Source organism: Microvirgula curvata (assembly GCF_054781615.1).
The window spans coordinates 176,144-191,943 of record NZ_BAAGUB010000003.1; the positions used below are offsets into that span (position 1 = coordinate 176,144).

At 65.2% G+C, this 15,800-nt stretch carries 18 protein-coding genes; 2 read left to right on the top strand and 16 right to left on the bottom strand.

Going from position 1 to position 15,800, the window contains the following annotated elements:
- Nucleotides 1-180 precede the first annotated feature (180 nt).
- Both aroA and ACYVG8_RS01095 read left to right on the top strand, forming a co-directional pair.
- Nucleotides 181-1,467: a 3-phosphoshikimate 1-carboxyvinyltransferase gene (gene aroA / locus ACYVG8_RS01090; RefSeq protein ID WP_107889407.1), complete on the top strand. Its 1,287-nt coding sequence runs from the start codon at nt 181-183 to the stop codon at nt 1,465-1,467.
- Nucleotides 1,464-1,913: a nucleoside triphosphate pyrophosphohydrolase family protein gene (locus ACYVG8_RS01095; protein WP_051528589.1), complete on the top strand. Its 450-nt coding sequence runs from the start codon at nt 1,464-1,466 to the stop codon at nt 1,911-1,913. Before aroA ends, ACYVG8_RS01095 begins: the two co-directional genes overlap by 4 nt.
- A gap of 134 nt (nt 1,914-2,047) precedes the next feature.
- Here the strand turns inward: ACYVG8_RS01095 and ACYVG8_RS01100 are convergent, their stop codons facing one another.
- From ACYVG8_RS01100 to ACYVG8_RS01175, 16 genes are all read right to left on the bottom strand, one after another.
- A complete protein-coding gene (locus ACYVG8_RS01100) occupies nt 2,048-2,773 on the bottom strand; it encodes a YebC/PmpR family DNA-binding transcriptional regulator (RefSeq protein ID WP_028497678.1) in 726 nt (241 codons plus the stop codon).
- A gap of 119 nt (nt 2,774-2,892) precedes the next feature.
- Nucleotides 2,893-3,687 (bottom strand): flagellar biosynthetic protein FliR, encoded by a 795-nt coding sequence (fliR, locus tag ACYVG8_RS01105; protein ID WP_028497677.1) that lies wholly within the window; start codon nt 3,685-3,687, stop codon nt 2,893-2,895.
- Between the two features lies 1 nt (nt 3,688).
- Entirely contained in the window at nt 3,689-3,958 is a 270-nt protein-coding gene (fliQ, locus tag ACYVG8_RS01110; RefSeq protein WP_460744914.1) for a flagellar biosynthesis protein FliQ, read from the bottom strand.
- A 10-nt stretch (nt 3,959-3,968) separates the two neighbouring features.
- Complete coding sequence (gene fliP / locus ACYVG8_RS01115; RefSeq protein ID WP_051528588.1) at nt 3,969-4,730, bottom strand: flagellar type III secretion system pore protein FliP; 762 nt, start codon at nt 4,728-4,730, stop codon at nt 3,969-3,971.
- Nucleotides 4,730-5,173 carry a flagellar biosynthetic protein FliO gene (gene fliO, locus ACYVG8_RS01120; RefSeq protein WP_051528587.1) on the bottom strand — a complete coding sequence of 148 codons (444 nt, stop codon included), beginning with the start codon at nt 5,171-5,173 and terminating at the stop codon, nt 4,730-4,732. Before fliO ends, fliP begins: the two co-directional genes overlap by 1 nt.
- A gap of 4 nt (nt 5,174-5,177) precedes the next feature.
- Entirely contained in the window at nt 5,178-5,621 is a 444-nt protein-coding gene (gene fliN / locus ACYVG8_RS01125; protein WP_028497674.1) for a flagellar motor switch protein FliN, read from the bottom strand.
- Between the two features lie 37 nt (nt 5,622-5,658).
- Nucleotides 5,659-6,660, bottom strand: coding sequence for a flagellar motor switch protein FliM (gene fliM / locus ACYVG8_RS01130; RefSeq protein ID WP_028497673.1), 1,002 nt, complete (start codon nt 6,658-6,660; stop codon nt 5,659-5,661).
- 2 nt (nt 6,661-6,662) lie between these two features.
- Nucleotides 6,663-7,103 carry a flagellar basal body-associated FliL family protein gene (locus ACYVG8_RS01135; protein ID WP_460744916.1) on the bottom strand — a complete coding sequence of 147 codons (441 nt, stop codon included), beginning with the start codon at nt 7,101-7,103 and terminating at the stop codon, nt 6,663-6,665.
- 113 nt (nt 7,104-7,216) lie between these two features.
- Nucleotides 7,217-8,458, bottom strand: a complete 1,242-nt coding sequence (locus tag ACYVG8_RS01140) for a flagellar hook-length control protein FliK (protein WP_158537403.1) — start codon at nt 8,456-8,458, stop codon at nt 7,217-7,219.
- 109 nt (nt 8,459-8,567) lie between these two features.
- A complete protein-coding gene (gene fliJ, locus ACYVG8_RS01145; RefSeq protein WP_107889405.1) occupies nt 8,568-9,002 on the bottom strand; it encodes a flagellar export protein FliJ in 435 nt (144 codons plus the stop codon).
- Between the two features lie 7 nt (nt 9,003-9,009).
- A complete protein-coding gene (gene fliI, locus ACYVG8_RS01150) occupies nt 9,010-10,413 on the bottom strand; it encodes a flagellar protein export ATPase FliI (RefSeq protein ID WP_084299694.1) in 1,404 nt (467 codons plus the stop codon).
- A complete protein-coding gene (locus ACYVG8_RS01155) occupies nt 10,400-11,212 on the bottom strand; it encodes a FliH/SctL family protein (protein WP_169735623.1) in 813 nt (270 codons plus the stop codon). The genes fliI and ACYVG8_RS01155 overlap by 14 nt, the downstream gene beginning before the upstream one ends.
- A gap of 4 nt (nt 11,213-11,216) precedes the next feature.
- Complete coding sequence (fliG, locus tag ACYVG8_RS01160) at nt 11,217-12,215, bottom strand: flagellar motor switch protein FliG (RefSeq protein WP_028497668.1); 999 nt, start codon at nt 12,213-12,215, stop codon at nt 11,217-11,219.
- The gene (gene fliF / locus ACYVG8_RS01165; protein ID WP_331637541.1) at nt 12,208-13,872 is read right to left on the bottom strand and encodes a flagellar basal-body MS-ring/collar protein FliF; all 1,665 of its coding nucleotides are present in this window, start codon (nt 13,870-13,872) and stop codon (nt 12,208-12,210) included. The genes fliG and fliF overlap by 8 nt, the downstream gene beginning before the upstream one ends.
- A 176-nt stretch (nt 13,873-14,048) precedes the next feature.
- Nucleotides 14,049-14,384: a flagellar hook-basal body complex protein FliE gene (fliE, locus tag ACYVG8_RS01170; protein WP_028497666.1), complete on the bottom strand. Its 336-nt coding sequence runs from the start codon at nt 14,382-14,384 to the stop codon at nt 14,049-14,051.
- Nucleotides 14,381-15,796, bottom strand: coding sequence for a sigma-54-dependent transcriptional regulator (locus ACYVG8_RS01175; RefSeq protein ID WP_028497665.1), 1,416 nt, complete (start codon nt 15,794-15,796; stop codon nt 14,381-14,383). Before ACYVG8_RS01175 ends, fliE begins: the two co-directional genes overlap by 4 nt.
- Nucleotides 15,797-15,800 lie beyond the last annotated feature (4 nt).

Below are 15,800 nucleotides of genomic sequence, written 5' to 3' on the forward strand. Positions count from 1 at the left end.
GGATACCGGCAGCAAATGACAAACAGCCGGACGCATCCGGCTGCAAACGTATGAAATGCTAGCGCATTTTCATTGCGCTGCACAATCCGCCGGCATGACTATGGCGTCGTCGCTCCCACGCCGGCGGGCGGGTGTGCTAGCGTTCGGCATCCGACTCAACGCTTGGTTCCCCTCTCCCGCATGGAATTTCTCGATCTGTCCGTTCGTGACCGGGCACAAGGCACCGTATGCCTTCCCGGTTCGAAAAGCATCTCCAACCGCATCCTGCTGCTGGCCGCACTGGCCAGTGGCGACACTCTGGTCCGTGGCGTGCTCGCCGCCGACGACACCGAGCGCATGCTCGACGCGTTGACGACACTGGGTGTCGCGCTTTCGCCGCAGTCCGGCACGCGGGATATCCTGATTCATGGCGTCGGCGGCCGCTTTCCGGTCCGGCGCGCCGATCTGTTCCTCGGCAATGCCGGCACCGCCTTCCGGCCGCTGACCGCCGCACTGGCGCTGACCGGTGGCGATTACCACCTGCACGGCGTGCCGCGCATGCATGAGCGCCCGATCGGCGATCTGGTCGACGCGCTGACCGCACTCGGTGCCCGGATCGACTATCCCGGCCAGCCCGGCTTCCCGCCGCTGGACATCCATCCGGTCGACATCGCCGCCGGCGGCACCACGCGCGTCAACGGCAATGTGTCCAGCCAGTTCCTGTCCGCGCTGCTGATGGCGCTGCCACTGGTGGGCGGCGGTACGGTCGAGGTGATCGGCGAGCTGATTTCCCGCCCCTATGTCGACCTGACGCTGAACCTGATCGCCCGCTTCGGCGTCACGGTCGTGCGCGACGGTTACGCCCGCTTTACCGTACCGGCCGGCAGCTGCTATGTGAGCCCCGGCGAGATCCATGTCGAAGGTGACGCGTCCAGCGCCAGTTACTTCCTGGCCGCCGGCGCCATCGGCGGCGGTCCGGTCCGGGTCGAGGGCGTGGGTCGCGACAGCATCCAGGGCGATGTCCACTTCGCTGCCGCGCTGGCGCAGATGGGCGCGCAGATCGAGATGGGTCCGGACTGGATCGAGGCGCGGGCGCCGGCCGGTGGCCGGCTGCGGGCGGTCACGCTGGACTGCAATGCGATTCCGGATGCGGCGATGACGCTGGCAGTGGCCGCGCTGTTTGCCGACGGCACCACCCGGCTGGAGCAGATCGCCAGCTGGCGGGTCAAGGAGACCGACCGCATCGCGGCCATGGTCACCGAGCTGACCAGGCTGGGCGCCACGGTCGAGTCCGGCGACGATTTCATTGCCGTGACTCCGCCGGCACAACTGACGCCGCAGGCCGCCATCGACACTTACGACGACCATCGCATGGCGATGTGCTTCTCGCTGGCCAGCTTTGCGGTACCGGTGCGCATCAACGATCCGCGCTGCGTGGCCAAGACCTTCCCTGACTACTTCGACGTTTTCGCGGGGCTGTGCGCATGAGCCGGGACCGTTTCGTCACCGATCGCCATGCCTTCATGGCCGCCGCCGGCGAACCGCAGCCGCAGTCGCCGGTTTTCCGCCCGCAACAGCTGCCGATGTGGGAAACCATGCTGGCTGAAGAGCTGGCCGAATTGCGCGAGGCGATCGATCACTATCGCGCGGTCGACCCGAATGACGCCGACGCGCTGGCGGCGGCCCAGGCCGAGTTCTGCGCCGAGGGCTGCGACGCAATCAATGTGCTGGTCGGGCTGATGATTTCCCAGGGGCTGCCGATCGATGCCATGGCCGATGCGATCCACGCCGCCAATATGGCCAAGTGCGTCGATGGCCACATGGTTCGCCGCGACGACGGCAAGATCCTGAAGCCGGCCGGCTGGCAGCCGGCGGACAAGCTCGGCGTGATTCTTGCGGCCAGACAGCGGCAAATGGAGAAGGCGCAAGGGTAACCGCAGCGTCGGTGCACGCCCGGCTGACAACGGGGTTCGCGAACACGCCATTCCCGCCTCACCCGCCACGCTTCACAGGCAGAAAAAACGGCGATGCATTCGATGCATCGCCGTTTTTTCCTGCGCGGACGGGTTTATTCGTCCATGACAGCGCTGGTATAGACTTCCTGCACGTCGTCGAGGTCTTCGAGCGCGTCGATCAGCCGTTGCATGCGCGCGGCGTCGTCGCCGGTCAGTTCGGTATCGTTCTGCGCGCGCATGGTCACTTCACCGATATCGGTCTTGTAGCCGGCCGCTTCCAGCCGTTCCTTGATGTCGGCGTACTCGTACGGCGGCGTGATGACTTCGATCGAGCCGTCGTCGTTGGTGACCACGTCGTCGGCGCCGGCTTCCAGCGCGGACTCCATCAGCGCATCCTCGTCGGTGCCCGGTGCGAACACCAGGTAGCCACAATGCGTGAACTGGAAGGCCACGCAGCCGTCGGTGCCCATATTGCCGCCGAACTTCGAGAACGCATGGCGAACGTCGGCCACGGTGCGGGTCTTGTTGTCGGTCAGGCAGTCGACCATGACGGCAGCGCCACCGATGCCGTAGCCTTCGTAGCGGATTTCTTCATAGGTCACGCCATCGAGCTGGCCGGTGCCGCGCTTGATCGCGTTCTCGATATTGTCCTTGGGCATCGACTCGCCCTTGGCCTTTTCCACCGCCAGGCGCAGGCGCGGGTTGGCCGTCGGATCCCCGCCGCCCATCTTGGCGGCAACGGTGATTTCCTTGATGAGTCGGGTGAAGATCTTGCCGCGCTTGGCGTCCTGGCGACCCTTGCGGTGCTGGATGTTCGCCCATTTGCTGTGACCGGCCATGTGTAACCTCGTGAAGATCGAAAAAACCCGCCGCAGGCGGGTTCAGACGGGTGATATCGGTGAGCACCGGCGGCGACAGAGGCGTCGGTGCGGGGTCTGGTACGGATTCTAGCACCGCCTCACGGGGCGCTGCCAGTCTGCGGCAGCAGCAGTTGACGCATGAGGACGAAGGCCTGCAGGTAGACCTGTTCCAGCGCCGTTCCCAGCAGCGGGATCGACAGGTACAGCACGACGAAGCCGATGGTCAGCGTCATCGGGAAGCCAAAGCTGAAAATGTTGAACTGCGGCGCGGCGCGCGTCATCACCCCGACCGACAGGTTGACGATCAGCAGCGCCGCCACCAGCGGCAGCGACAGCCACAGGCCGAGGGCCAGCATGGTGCCGCCCCAGCCGGCCAGCATTTTCAGGCTCATCGCCGGCAGCGGTGCCAGCGATACCGGCAGCAGGGTGAAGCTTTCCACCAGGGTGCCGAGCATGACGTGGTGACCGTTGATGGCCAGCAGGATCAGATAGGTGAACAGGGTCAGCAGCCGCGAGACCGACGACACCTGGGCGCCAGAGCCCGGATCGAACTGCATGGCGAAGCCCAGGCCCATCTGCATGGCAATAATGGCACCGGACACCTCGACGGCGGTAATCGCCAGCCGCATGGTAAAGCCCATGGCGGCGCCAATCAGCAGTTGCTGGACGATGATGAACACGCCCTCGCCCGAGACGACCGGCACCGCCGGCATCGGCGGCAGCAGTGGTGCAATCAGCACCGTCAGCGAGATCGCCAGCACGGTCTTGATCCGGCGCGGGACCTGCTTGGTGCCGAACAGCGGGTCGGCCAGCAGGAAACCGGTAATGCGGAACAGCGGCCACAGATAGGTCGACAGCAGCAGGCCGATCTGGGTGTCGGTCAGTTCGAGCACGTCAGCCGATCATGCTGGGAATACTGGCCAGCAGGCGCGTGGTGTATTCGATCAGCGTGCGCAGCATCCACGGTCCCGCCAGCACCAGCACCAGGAACATGGCCAGCAGCTTCGGGATGAAGGTCAGCGTCATTTCGTTGATCTGGGTCGCGGCCTGGAACACGCTGACCAGCAGGCCGACGCCGAGCGCGACCAGCAGTATCGGCGCGGCGACGATAATCAGGATGAACAGCGCATTCTGGACCAGGTTGATGACCATTTCCGGCGTCATGTCCGCACCTTCACTTTATGTAGAAGCTCTGCACCAGCGAGCCGATCAGCAGGGTCCAGCCGTCGACCAGCACGAACAGCATCAGCTTGAACGGCAGCGAGATCATGGTCGGCGACACCATCATCATGCCCATCGCCATCAGCACGCTGGCCACGACCAGGTCGATGATCAGGAACGGGATGAACACCATGAAGCCGATCTGGAACGCCGTCTTCAGTTCACTGACCACGAAGGCCGGAATCAGCGTTTTCAGGCTGACGTCGGCCTGGGTGGCCGGCTTGTCCTCGCGGGCAATCTCGATGAAAAAGGCCAGGTCCTTCTCGCGCGTCTGCCGCAGCATGAATTCGCGGAACGGCTCCGCGCCCTTCTCCGCTGCCTGCAGGATGCTGATCTGGTCTTCGGAGAACGGCAGCCAGGCGTCCTTGTAGGCCTTGTCGAAGGTCGGCGCCATGACGAACAGGGTCAGGAACAGCGACAGGCCGATGACCACCTGGTTAGGCGGCGCCTGCATCAGGCCGATGGCCTGGCGCAGCAGCGACAGCACGATCACGATGCGGGTGAACGCGGTCATCATCAGCAGCAGCGCCGGGATGAAGGTCAGCCCGGTCAGGAACAGCAGCATCTGCAGCGACAGCGAGTACTGGGTACCGCCATCCGGCGCCGGGCCGGAATTCATCAGCGGCAGCCCGCCTGCCGCCATCGCCGCTGCCGGAAGCAACCATAGCGCCAGCGGCAGCAGCGCCCGGCGACAGTAGGACAAAAGGGAAACCATCATGCTTTTCGGTCGGAAGGCGTTCGTTGCAGACGTTCGATCGCCGTTTTGAGACGGGCGGCAAAGTTGCCGTCCGCAAGGGAAGGAGGAGGCGTATCGGCGTTGTCGGGGCGTTCCATGTCCTTCAGCAGGCTGATGTGCTGCGGCGTGACGCCGAGCACCAGCCAGCGACCGGACACCTCGACCACCACCACGCGTTCGCGCCCGCCAAGCAGCGTGCCGCCGACGACGCGCACCGCGCGTCCACCGGACAGTCCCGCCTGGTTCAACCGGCGTACCAGCCAGGCCAGTGCAGCAATCAGTCCGAGAACCAGACCGAGGGCCAGCACGACCTGCACCAGCCCGCCGATCGGGCCGGGCATGGCGGCGGCCGGCGCCGCGGCGCGGGCCGACAGCGAAACCGCCGCCAGCGTTGCGGCGGCGGCGACGGGCGTCAGGCGCATGGTGCTACTTCTGCAAACGGCGCAGCCGCTCGGCAGGGGTAATGATGTCGGTCAGGCGGATACCGAACTTGTCGTTCACCACCACGACTTCGCCCTGGGCGATCAGGCAGCCGTTGACCAGCACGTCCATCGGTTCGCCGGCCAGGCCGTCGAGCTCCACCACCGAGCCCTGTGCCAGTTGCAGCAGGTTGCGGATGGCAATCTTGGTCCGCCCCAGTTCCACGGTCATGCTGACCGGGATGTCGAGAATCATGTCCAGGTTGGTCGCACCACCGGCGGCCTGCTGTGTCGCGGGCGAAAACTCCTGGAACAGCCCGGCGGCCGGCTGTGCGCCGCCAGCCGCTTCTGCCGGCGCGGCCGCAGCCTCGCCTTCAGGCGGCGCGTCGGTGGCACTTTGCTGTTCGGCCATTGCGGAGGCCCAATCGTCCATCGTCACTTCGTCGTTCATGTCTTATCGATCTCGTTTGCGTCGGATTGCTCGCCACTCAACTGCCATGAGCCAGCGCTTGTTCACTCAGTTCCTGCGCGCCGGCCAGGACTTTTTCGACCTTCAGCGCGTATTGACCGCCGGAGGTGCCATAACCGCACTCCAGCACCGGGATGCCGGACACGTCAGCCACCACCGTCGAGGCGATATCGACCGGGATCACATCGCCCACTTTCAGGTTCAGGATGTCGCCCAGCGCGACCTCGGTTTCGGTCAGCGTGGCAACCAGCTCGACCTCGGCGATCTGCACCTGTTTCGACAGCAGGTTGACCCAGCGGTTGTCGACTTCGGTCCGGTCGGCCGCCATGGTCGACGACAGCACGTCGCGGATCGGCTCGATGGTCGAGTACGGCATGCAGACGTGGAAGTCGCCGCCGCCCGCGCCCAGCTCGATGCGGAAGGTCATCGACACCACGACTTCGGTCGGCGTGGCGATGTTGGCAAACTGGGTATTCATTTCGGAACGCATGTAGTTGAACTCGATCGGATAGACCGGTTCCCATGCCTTCTGGTACTCGTTGAACACCACGTCCAGCAGTCTGCGGATGATGCGCTGCTCGGTCGCGGTAAAGTCGCGCCCCTCGACCCGCACATGGTAGCGACCGTCGGAGCCGAACAGGTTGTCGACGATCAGGAACACCAGGTCGGGATCGAAAATCAGCAGCGACGTCCCGCGCAGCGGCTTGACGTGGCACAGGTTGAGGTTGGTCGGCACCACCAGGTTGCGGATGAACTCGCTGTACTTGTGGACCTTGACCGGCCCCACCGAAATTTCGGCGTTGCGGCGGATGAAGTTGAACAGGCCGATACGCAGGTTGCGCGCGAAACGCTCATTGATGACTTCGAGCGTCGGCATCCGGCCGCGCACGATGCGTTCCTGCCGCCCGATCTCGTAATTGCGGACATCGGGCGAACTGGCGTCGCCGACATCGTTGTCGTTGCCGGTAACGCCGCGCAGCAGCGCGTCGACCTCTTCCTGCGAGAGGATGTCGTCGGACATGATTACTGCAACTGAACGATGAAGGACGTGAATACTACCGAGCGCACGACGTCGGCGTGGCCGGAATCAGCGAGCGACTCGTTGATGACGCTGCGGATCTGCGCCTTCAGCCGGGCCTTGCCTTCGGCCGTGGCCACATCGGCCGAGGTCTTGCTGGACAGCAGCAGGATCAGGTTGCTGCGGATGCGCGGCATGTAGGCCGAGATCAGCTCGGCGTCGCCCGGCTTGCCAAGTTCGACCTGCAGTTCGGTCTGCAGCATCGTGCCCGGATCGGACAGGTTGACGACGAAGGTGTCGATCTTGCTGAACGTCGGCGCGACCGGCGCGGCGGCGGCTTCTTCAGCCTTCGGCTTGCTTTCGCCATTGCCGTGCGCCAGGAACAGATAGCCGACAGCGCCAGCGAGCAACAGGACAACTCCGACCAGCGCGCCAATGACCAGCATTAGTTTTTTACCGCCCGCTGCCGGTTGAGCTTCTGCCAAAGATGCCATGTGCAATACCTGTAAAGATTTGTAAATACGTATTTTCGCGTAATTGTCGCTTGCCGACTAGCGTATCACGCAAATACGCTGACTCTTCCATCATCCTTGCCGGTCGCAGGCTGGATAACTGTTGTCGTCACCCCCGCGCCGGCATTGCCATCCAGCGAAAAACTGCCGTCGCCGCGGCCGGACGAGGACTGCCCGCCCTGTTGCGCAAATGACGACGCGCTCTGCTGATCGCGCTGCCCGCTCGACACCTGCGCATCGGCAAGCTGGATGCCCTGCCCGGCCAGTTGCTGCGCCAGGCGCGGCAGGTTCTGTTCCAGTACATCCCTTGTATTCGGCACGGCGGAGACAAAATTGAGCGTCAACTGATTTTCCGCGCCGAACTTCAGCGTGACCTCGATCGGCCCCATTTTTTCCGGGTTCATCTGCAGGCGAGCCCCGTCGAGCTTGTGCTGCGCCAGCAGGGCGACGTGCTGGCCGAGCTCCTGGCCCCATTGCGGGCTGGTCACCGGCTGCTGCATCTGCAGTGCCAGCGGGGCCGGAGCGGCGGCAGTCGGCGCGGTCTGTCCGCCATTGGCGATATGGGCCAGTGCCGAGGCCGCCTGCTGCGGCGTGGCGGCGCTGGCGACGGTGGCCGCACCGGAGGATCGGGCCGCCGCCTGCAGTTCGCTGCCGAAGTCCACCGGTTGCTTGCTCTCGACCGGCGCGGTTTCGTCCAGCGTGGCTTTTGCCACGCCCTGGGTGCCGGGCTGCGCAGCCCGGCCCGCGGCAGCGGTGGTGGCGGCAGCACGCTGCGCGGCAGCATCCTGGACGGTCTTGCCGCCGTCCTGTGCCGGTACCTGAGCCTGGCCCTGTGCATTGCGCGCCGCCACAGCGGCACGGTCGGCCGCCTGGGCGGCATTCTCCTCGCTGTCACCGCTGGCGGCCACGACCGCGGCGCCCTCGTCCCTGCCCGTCAGGCGCAGGTCGGCCTGACCGTCGTCGCTGGCAGCCACGACCTGCTCGCCAACCGCGGTGTCGACGACCGGTTTGACCGGCTCGGTCAGCACCGGCGCGCCCAGCATGGCGGCAAGTGTTGCCGGATCGGGACGGACGTCCTTGCCGTCCGGCTCCCCGGTCTTGCTGTCCGCCTCGTCGACCACGGTGGTCTTGTCGGTCTTGCCCTTGCCGTCGAGCACGGCGATCTGTTCGTCGACCAGCTGTGTGAACGTGTTGTCCGGCGTGGACGGTCCTTTTCCTGCCGAAGCGGTCTTGCTGCTGGCGGCAGACTGCGCCTGGGCGACGGTCGGGGTGGAAAGCGAAATACTCATGGCAGGCAGGCCCAAGGTTAGGTACACAACAGACAACAGCAATGCAAGAATCATGCCTGAAAAAATGCGCCATGCGGCGCAAGAAACGATCCGGAATTCCAGTCGCGGCCTAGCGTGGACGGCGGAAACCGCGGGTGGCCAGTTCGTCGGTCAGCTTCTGCTCGCGCCGCGCCTTGACCGCCTGTTCGCGCTGCGCGGCCTGCTCGTCGAGGGTTTCGAATGCCTTCAGTTTCTTGCGCTCGGCCAGCCAGCGGGTGCGCGTGGCTTCGCACTCCGCCTCGCGCAGAACCAGTTCCTCGCGCTGGGCATTCACGGCAGTCTCGATGCGTTCGAGAAAGCGCTGATAGTCGGCCCACTGCACGGCTGACATGCCGGTGCTGGCACGCTGGATGCGCTGCATGCGGTATTCGGCCAGAAACTGCTCCAGTTGCGCGAGTTTCTGCCCGGCCTGGACCAGACGCTGCTGTGCCTGGCCCATCAGTTTGGCGGCGGCGTCGGTGCGATCGGTCGCCAGCCGGGTCAGCAGTGCGTAACGGCTGTTCATGCCGGGCTCACTGGCCCGTGACCTGCACCAGCCCGGCGAGCGAGGTCTCGAAGTCGCTGGCCTCGCCGGCCGGCTGGATCAGGTAGGCATTCATGGCCGGTTCGAGGCGGATGGCCTCGTCCAGCAGGCGGTCGGCGCCGGGCACGTAGGCACCGACGCTGATCAGGTCCAGGTTGCGCTGGTAGCGCGAATAGAACTGCTTGAAGCGGCGGGCGGCGTCCAGGTGTTCCTGCGGGACGACGTCGGCCATGACCCGGCTGATCGACTGTTCGATGTCGATGGCCGGATAGTGGCCGGATTCGGCCAGCCGGCGACTGAGCACGAAGTGGCCGTCGAGAATGGCCCGTGCACTGTCGGCAATCGGGTCCTGCTGGTCATCGCCCTCGGACAGCACGGTATAGAACGCGGTAATCGAGCCACCGCCCGGCCGGCCGTTGCCGGCCCGCTCGATCAGTTGCGGCAGCTTGGCGAACACGGACGGCGGATAGCCTTTGGTGACCGGCGGTTCGCCGATGGCCAGGGCGATTTCGCGCTGGGCCATCGCATAGCGGGTCACCGAGTCCATCAGCAGCAGGACGTCCAGTCCCTGGTCGCGGAAGTACTCGGCCAGCGCGGTCGCATAGGCGGCGCCGTGCAGGCGCATCAGCGGCGGTGAGTCGGCCGGCGCGGCGACCACGACCGAACGGGCGAGGCCTTCCTCGCCGAGAATGGCTTCGATGAAGTCCTTGACCTCGCGGCCCCGTTCGCCGATCAGCCCGACCACGACCACGTCGGCACGGGTGTACTTGGCCATCATGCCGAGCAGCACCGATTTGCCGACACCGGAGCCGGCGAACAGGCCGAGACGCTGGCCGCGGCCGACCGTCAGCAGGCCGTTGATGGCGCGCACGCCGACGTCCATGCTGTCGCGCACCGGGTCGCGGTCGAGCGGATTGACCGGCTGCGAGTACAGCGGATAGAAATCGTCGGCCAGGATCTCGCCGCCGTCGTCGAGCGGTCGCCCGAGCGAGTCGACGATGCGCCCCAGCAGCTTGAAGCCGACCGGCACCCGTCGCCCGCCAGCCTGGTCGGACGGCGCCTGGCTGTGGCCGAAGCGCGGCGGCGAATGCACGATCAGCGGTTCGACGGCAATGCCCGGCATCAGGCCGTGCACGTTGTTGACCGGCATCAGGAACAGGGTGTCGGTGTTGAAGCCGACCACTTCGGCTTCGACCCGCCGGCCGTCCGGCAGGCAGACCGAGCAGGCGCCGCCGACCGGCAGCCGCAGCCCGGCCGCTTCCATCACCATGCCGGTGACGCGCGTCAGCTGGCCGTTCGGTCGCGACAGGTCCGCCGTGCGCACGGTGTCGCGGCAGGCGGACAGGTAATCACTCCACGGATGGCCGGATTGGCCGGTCTCAGCGGACGACATGATCCGCCTCGACGTCACCCGGCACCGGTTCGGCACCGAGCGCTTCACCCAGCGCTTCGCGCCGGGTGGCCAGGCGCAGGTCGATCCGCCCGCTGGGCAGGTCGATCAGACAGCCGCCGCGTCCGACCGAGGCGTCGGGAATGTACTGCCAGCTGGCATCAGCCGCCTCGCGTTCGATCACGCGGCGCGCGACGATCAGGTCGTCGGGATGCACGCGCAGCCGGGCCTGCTTCAGCGAGCCGGCCAGATTGGCCAGCGCCCCGGTCAGCAGCGGTTCCAGGGCATCCTCGCAGGCCGCCACGTGCGCGCCAACCAGCCGGTCCGCACATTCCAGCGCCAGCGACAGCAGTTGCGGCGCCAGGTCGGACTCCAGCTGGGTCAGCGAGGTTTCCAGCCGTGTGCGCAGCGCCTGCAGCAGCGCCAGTTCGGCCTGCAGCTCGGGGCGCAGTTCGTCATGTGCCGCAACTTTGCCTTCTTCGCGGCCCTTGTCCAGACCTTCGGCATGACCGGCCTCGAAACCGGCCTGCCATGCTTCCTGGTGAATGGCTTCCAGTTCGGCGGCGGTCGGGTACGACGACAGCGTTTCCGGCTCGATGTCGACCTCTTCGGTCGGCACGTCGACGCCGCGCGGATCGATTTCCGGTTCGTCGACGACTTCCGGTTCCGGCTCGGCCACGGCTTCCGGCGCGACCGGATTCAGGCGCGCGCGGGCCTTGGCCGGCGTCAGAAACGCCGGGGGGGCCGGGGGTTCTATGGGGCGAAGGTCCCAACGCTGCCACGCAGCGTCTTCGCCTGACACGGGCTTATTCGACAACACCTTCCTCGCCACCCTTGCCGCCCAGCACTATCTGGCCGTCGTCGGCCAGTTTGCGAACGATCTTGAGAATTTCCTTTTGCTCGGCCTCGACCTCGGACACCTTGACCGGTCCCTTGGCCTCCAGGTCGTCCTTGAGCATTTCCGCGGCCCGCGACGACATGTTCTTGAAGATCTTGTCCTTGAGGGTCTCGCTGGTGCCCTTGAGGGCGGTAATGAGGCTTTCGCTGGAGACTTCGCGCAGCAGCACCTGGATCGACCGGTTGTCGATATCGCACAGGTTCTCGAACACGAACATCTTGTCCTGGATGCGCTGGGCCAGATCCGGGTCGTGCTCGCGGATCGATCCCAGCGCCGCGCCTTCGACCTGCGCCCCCATGAAGTTGAGGATTTCGGCCGCCAGCTGCACGCCACCCATGGCGCTCTTCTTGATCCGGTCGGAGCCGGACAGCAGCTGGGTCAGCACGTCGTTCAGTTCGCGCAGCGCCTGCGGCTGCACGCCTTCGAGTGTGGCGATACGCAGCAGCACGTCGTTGCGCAGCCGCTCGGTAAAGTTCGACAGGATCGCGCTCGACTGGTCCGGGTCCAGGTGAACCAGGATGGTGGCGATGATCTGCGGGTGCTCGTTGCGGATCAGGTCGGACGCGCTGGACGGGTCCATCCACTTCAGGCTTTCGATGCCGGTGTGGTCGTTGCCCTGGGTAATCTTGTCCAGCAGGTTCGAGGCCTTGTCCTCGCCCAGCGCCTCGGTCAGCACGCTGCGCAGGAATTCGTCGGACGAGTCGATGGACGCGCGCATCCGCGCTTCGTCCTTGAACAGCTGGGCGGCCTGGATGATCTCGTCGCGGCCAAGGTTGCTGATCTGCGTCATCAGCGTCGAGATCTTCTGCACTTCCTTCGGCCCCAGGTACTTGAACACCTCGACGGCATCCGCCTGACCGAGACTGAACAGCAGCACGGCACTGCGCCGGATACCCGCATCACTCATCGTTGCTCACCCATTCCTTGATGATCTGGGCCGCCATGCGCGGATCGTTGCGCACGACCTGTCGGGCAGATTCCAGCGCCATTTCGTATTCACGGCGCGCCACTTCGACCGGGTCGTCGCTCGGCAGGCCGCTGTCGGTGCTGCTGATGGCGACGCCGTCGGCATCGACTTCCGCCCCTTCCATGCCCGGCGGCAGCGGCACTTCCTTCGGCCGGATGATGTCGCGCACCACCGGACGGACCACGCCGAACAGCAGGTACAGCACCACCAGCAGCAGGAAGCCGTACTTGAGCACGTCGCTGAGGTTGTTGGTCACGTAGTCGACGGCACGATCCTGCAGCGACAGCCGTTCCGGACCGGTGGCGGCAAAGCTGGCATTGACCACGTTCAGCGAGTCGCCACGGGTCTGGTTGTAACCCATCGCTTCACGAACCAGATCCTGGATCTGCTTGATTTCCTTGTCCGACAGCGGCGTCGGGCGCTCGACGCCATCCTTGCCGGCAGCGAGCTTGTAGTTGACGACCACGGCGGCGTTCACGCGCTTGATCGAGCCGACCGGCTGCTTGACGTGCTGGATGGTGCGGTCAAGCTCGTAGTTGGTCGTGTTGTCCTTGCTGCTCTTCAGCGGCGGCTGCGCCGCCTGGCCATTGGCCGGCGTCGGCATCAGTCCGGCCTGGGTGCCCGGCGGCAGCGTGATCGGCGCGGCGGCGGCCGACGGCGGCTGGTTCGACAGCGCGCCCGGCACGCCCCCCTGCGGATCGGTCACGCGCGTGGACGATTCGGACGTCTGCTGGCTGCGGATCGCAGCCGCATTCGGCGGGGTGTTCGGGTTGAAGTTTTCCGAGGTCTGCTCGGTTTCGGAGAAGTCGAGCGCGGCGGTGACTTCGGCGCGCACGTTGCCGGCGCCGACGATCGGTTCGAGGATGGCCTCGATGCGCTTGGTCAGTCCCTGCTCCACCTGACGCACATAGTCGAGCTGGCGGCGCGACAGGCCGGACAGGCCGTCATCCAGATCCGGGTGCTTGGAGATCAGGTTGCCTTCCTGGTCGACGATGGTGATGTTTTTCTGCGACAACCCCGGCACCGCGGACGCCACCAGGTTGCGGATCCCGGCAATCTGCCCGGCATCGAGGATGAAGCCGGGGCGCAGCGTCAGCATCACCGACGCGGTCGACGGCTGCTGTTCGCGCACGAATACGCTCTGTTTCGGGATGGCGAGGTGAACGCGGGCGTGCTCGACCACGTCCAGCGACTCGACCGTACGCGCCAGTTCACCTTCGACGGCGCGCTGGTAGTTGACCTGCTCGGCAAACTGGCTGATACCGAACTTCTGGTTGTCCATCAGTTCGAAACCGACGCCGGAGGCTTTCGGCAACCCCTGCGCCGCCAGTTTCAGACGAGTGTCATAGACGCGGGCGGACGGGATCTCGATCACGCCGCTGTCGGTCAGCTTGTACGGCACGTTCAGCTTCTGCAGCGCTTCGGTAATCTGCCCGCCATCGCGGTCGGACACGTTGCTGAACAGCACCTTGTAGGCCGGTTCGCGCATGTAGAAGTAGCTGCCGAGCAGGACGGCAAAAATGGCGGCGAGGCCACCGAGCAAGAGCATTTTCTTGTTCGGCGGCAAATCGCGATAACGCGCCATGCTTTCACGCACACGCGTCTGCATGGAGGGAGGGGGAGGCGAACCAGCCAATTCGGCCATGAGATAGACAATTCCGGACCCACCAGCCGAGCCGGCCGGCAGGAAAAGGTAGATCACAGAAAAACCGCGCAGTACACGGAGACCGACGCAGAACGGGAACGCGGAGGCTTTGCCCGGTTTTCGTTACATCAAATCTGGGTGTTCATGACTTCCTGATAGGCGGTCACCAGCTTGTTGCGCACCTGGACCATGGTCTGGAACGACAGGCTGGCCTTCTGCAGCGACAGCATTACGTCATGCAGGTTGACGCTTTCATCGCCAAGTTCGTAGCGCTTCTGCATGTCGACGCTGGTGCCCTGGGTCTCGGCAACCTTGTCGATCGACTGCTTCAGGATGTCGGAAAAGTCGACAGCCTTGCCTGCGCCATCCAGCGCGGCCGGTGCAGCAGCCGGTTTGCCGCTGGCCATCGCGGCAGCAGAGCGCAGTTCGCCCAGCAACTGATCGATACCTTGAATATTGTTCATTGATTCTCTCCGCGGTCGCCGCCGCAAGCCGGTTCGCTGGTCTCGACATCGCCCGTTTCGCGCCAACGGGCCAGTTTGTAACGCAAGGTTCGTTCGCTGATGCCCAGTCGTTCCGCCGCCAGGCGCCGCACGCCGTTCACGGCCTGCAGCGTGTCCAGAATGTACTGTTTTTCCAGACTGCGAATACCCTGAGTCTCAGCCTCATCTGAGGATTTCGTCCGGACAATCTCGGACTTGAGTATTTGCCCTAGCTCTACAACAGTAGTTGCTGGTGCCGGCACCAGTGTGAAATGCAGGCTGTCGCAGTCAATTTCCTCACCGCATGCAAGAATTTCCGCACGCTGCAGGACATTTTCCAGTTCGCGGATGTTACCGGGCCAGTCATAGGCGGTCAATTTGGCGATGGCTGCCTGCGACAGCCCCGGAGACAGCCGCTTCGAGCGCCGGGCCAGTCCGCACAGGATGTTTTCGGCCAGCGGCACGATGTCGGCGCGACGCTGGCGCAGCGGCGGCAGGGTCAGCGGGAACACGTTGACGCGATAGTACAGGTCGGCGCGGAAGCGTCCGGCCGCGACTTCGCCGGCGAGATCGCGGTTGGTGGTCGCCAGGATGCGGATGTCGAGCTTGACCGTACGGCTGCCGCCGACGCGTTCCAGCTCGCGCTCCTGCAGCACGCGCAGCAGTTTGGCCTGCAGCGACAGTGGCATTTCCGAGATTTCATCCAGCAGCAGCGTACCGCCCTGTGCCTGCTCGAACTTGCCCTGGTAGGTTGCCACCGCCCCGGTGAAGGCACCCTTTTCGTGGCCGAACAGCGTCGACTCGAACAGTGCTTCTGGGATGGCCGCACAGTTGACGGCAATGAACGGCGCTAGCCGGCGTGGCGAGTGGCAGTGCAGGAAGCGCGCCATGACTTCCTTGCCGACGCCGGATTCGCCATTGATCAGCACGGTCGCCTCGCTGGCGGCGACGCGGCGGGCCAGTTCGAACACATCGCGCGACGCCTTGGCGACCGCGACCACGGCCGGCGGCTGCGACTCGTCGGCCGGCAGGGTCATCCGGTGGCGATTGACTTCGGCCAGCAGGACGTCGGGTTCGAACGGCTTGGTCAGGTAGTGACAGGCGCCGGCACGCAGCAGGTCGACGGCGCGATCGACCGCGCCATAGGCGGTCATCAGCATGAACGGCACCTGCAGCGCACGGCGACGAATCTCGTGGAACAGCCGGTAGCCGTCCATCGGTTTCATCTGTCCGTCGGACAGCACCAGTCCTACTGCCTCGTGGCGCAGCACGCTCAGCGCTTCCTCGCCGTCGCCGGCCGTCAGCACCTGCAGTCCGCCCAGTTCGAGCGTATCGACCAGCGCTTCGCGCAAGGCGACGTCGTCTTCCACGACCAGTATCGGCAACTCCGCCATTCGT

Coding starts and splice junctions, on each gene's coding strand:
- aroA (WP_107889407.1), top strand. CDS start 181: ATGGAATTTCTCGATCTGTCCGTTCGTGACCGGGCACAAGGCACCGTA.
- ACYVG8_RS01095 (WP_051528589.1), top strand. CDS start 1,464: ATGAGCCGGGACCGTTTCGTCACCGATCGCCATGCCTTCATGGCCGCC.
- ACYVG8_RS01100 (WP_028497678.1), bottom strand. CDS start 2,773: ATGGCCGGTCACAGCAAATGGGCGAACATCCAGCACCGCAAGGGTCGC.
- fliQ (WP_460744914.1), bottom strand. CDS start 3,958: ATGACGCCGGAAATGGTCATCAACCTGGTCCAGAATGCGCTGTTCATC.
- fliP (WP_051528588.1), bottom strand. CDS start 4,730: ATGGTTTCCCTTTTGTCCTACTGTCGCCGGGCGCTGCTGCCGCTGGCG.
- fliO (WP_051528587.1), bottom strand. CDS start 5,173: ATGCGCCTGACGCCCGTCGCCGCCGCCGCAACGCTGGCGGCGGTTTCG.
- fliN (WP_028497674.1), bottom strand. CDS start 5,621: ATGAACGACGAAGTGACGATGGACGATTGGGCCTCCGCAATGGCCGAA.
- fliM (WP_028497673.1), bottom strand. CDS start 6,660: ATGTCCGACGACATCCTCTCGCAGGAAGAGGTCGACGCGCTGCTGCGC.
- ACYVG8_RS01135 (WP_460744916.1), bottom strand. CDS start 7,103: ATGCTGGTCATTGGCGCGCTGGTCGGAGTTGTCCTGTTGCTCGCTGGC.
- ACYVG8_RS01140 (WP_158537403.1), bottom strand. CDS start 8,458: ATGAGTATTTCGCTTTCCACCCCGACCGTCGCCCAGGCGCAGTCTGCC.
- fliJ (WP_107889405.1), bottom strand. CDS start 9,002: ATGAACAGCCGTTACGCACTGCTGACCCGGCTGGCGACCGATCGCACC.
- fliI (WP_084299694.1), bottom strand. CDS start 10,413: ATGTCGTCCGCTGAGACCGGCCAATCCGGCCATCCGTGGAGTGATTAC.
- fliG (WP_028497668.1), bottom strand. CDS start 12,215: ATGAGTGATGCGGGTATCCGGCGCAGTGCCGTGCTGCTGTTCAGTCTC.
- fliE (WP_028497666.1), bottom strand. CDS start 14,384: ATGAACAATATTCAAGGTATCGATCAGTTGCTGGGCGAACTGCGCTCT.
- ACYVG8_RS01175 (WP_028497665.1), bottom strand. CDS start 15,796: ATGGCGGAGTTGCCGATACTGGTCGTGGAAGACGACGTCGCCTTGCGC.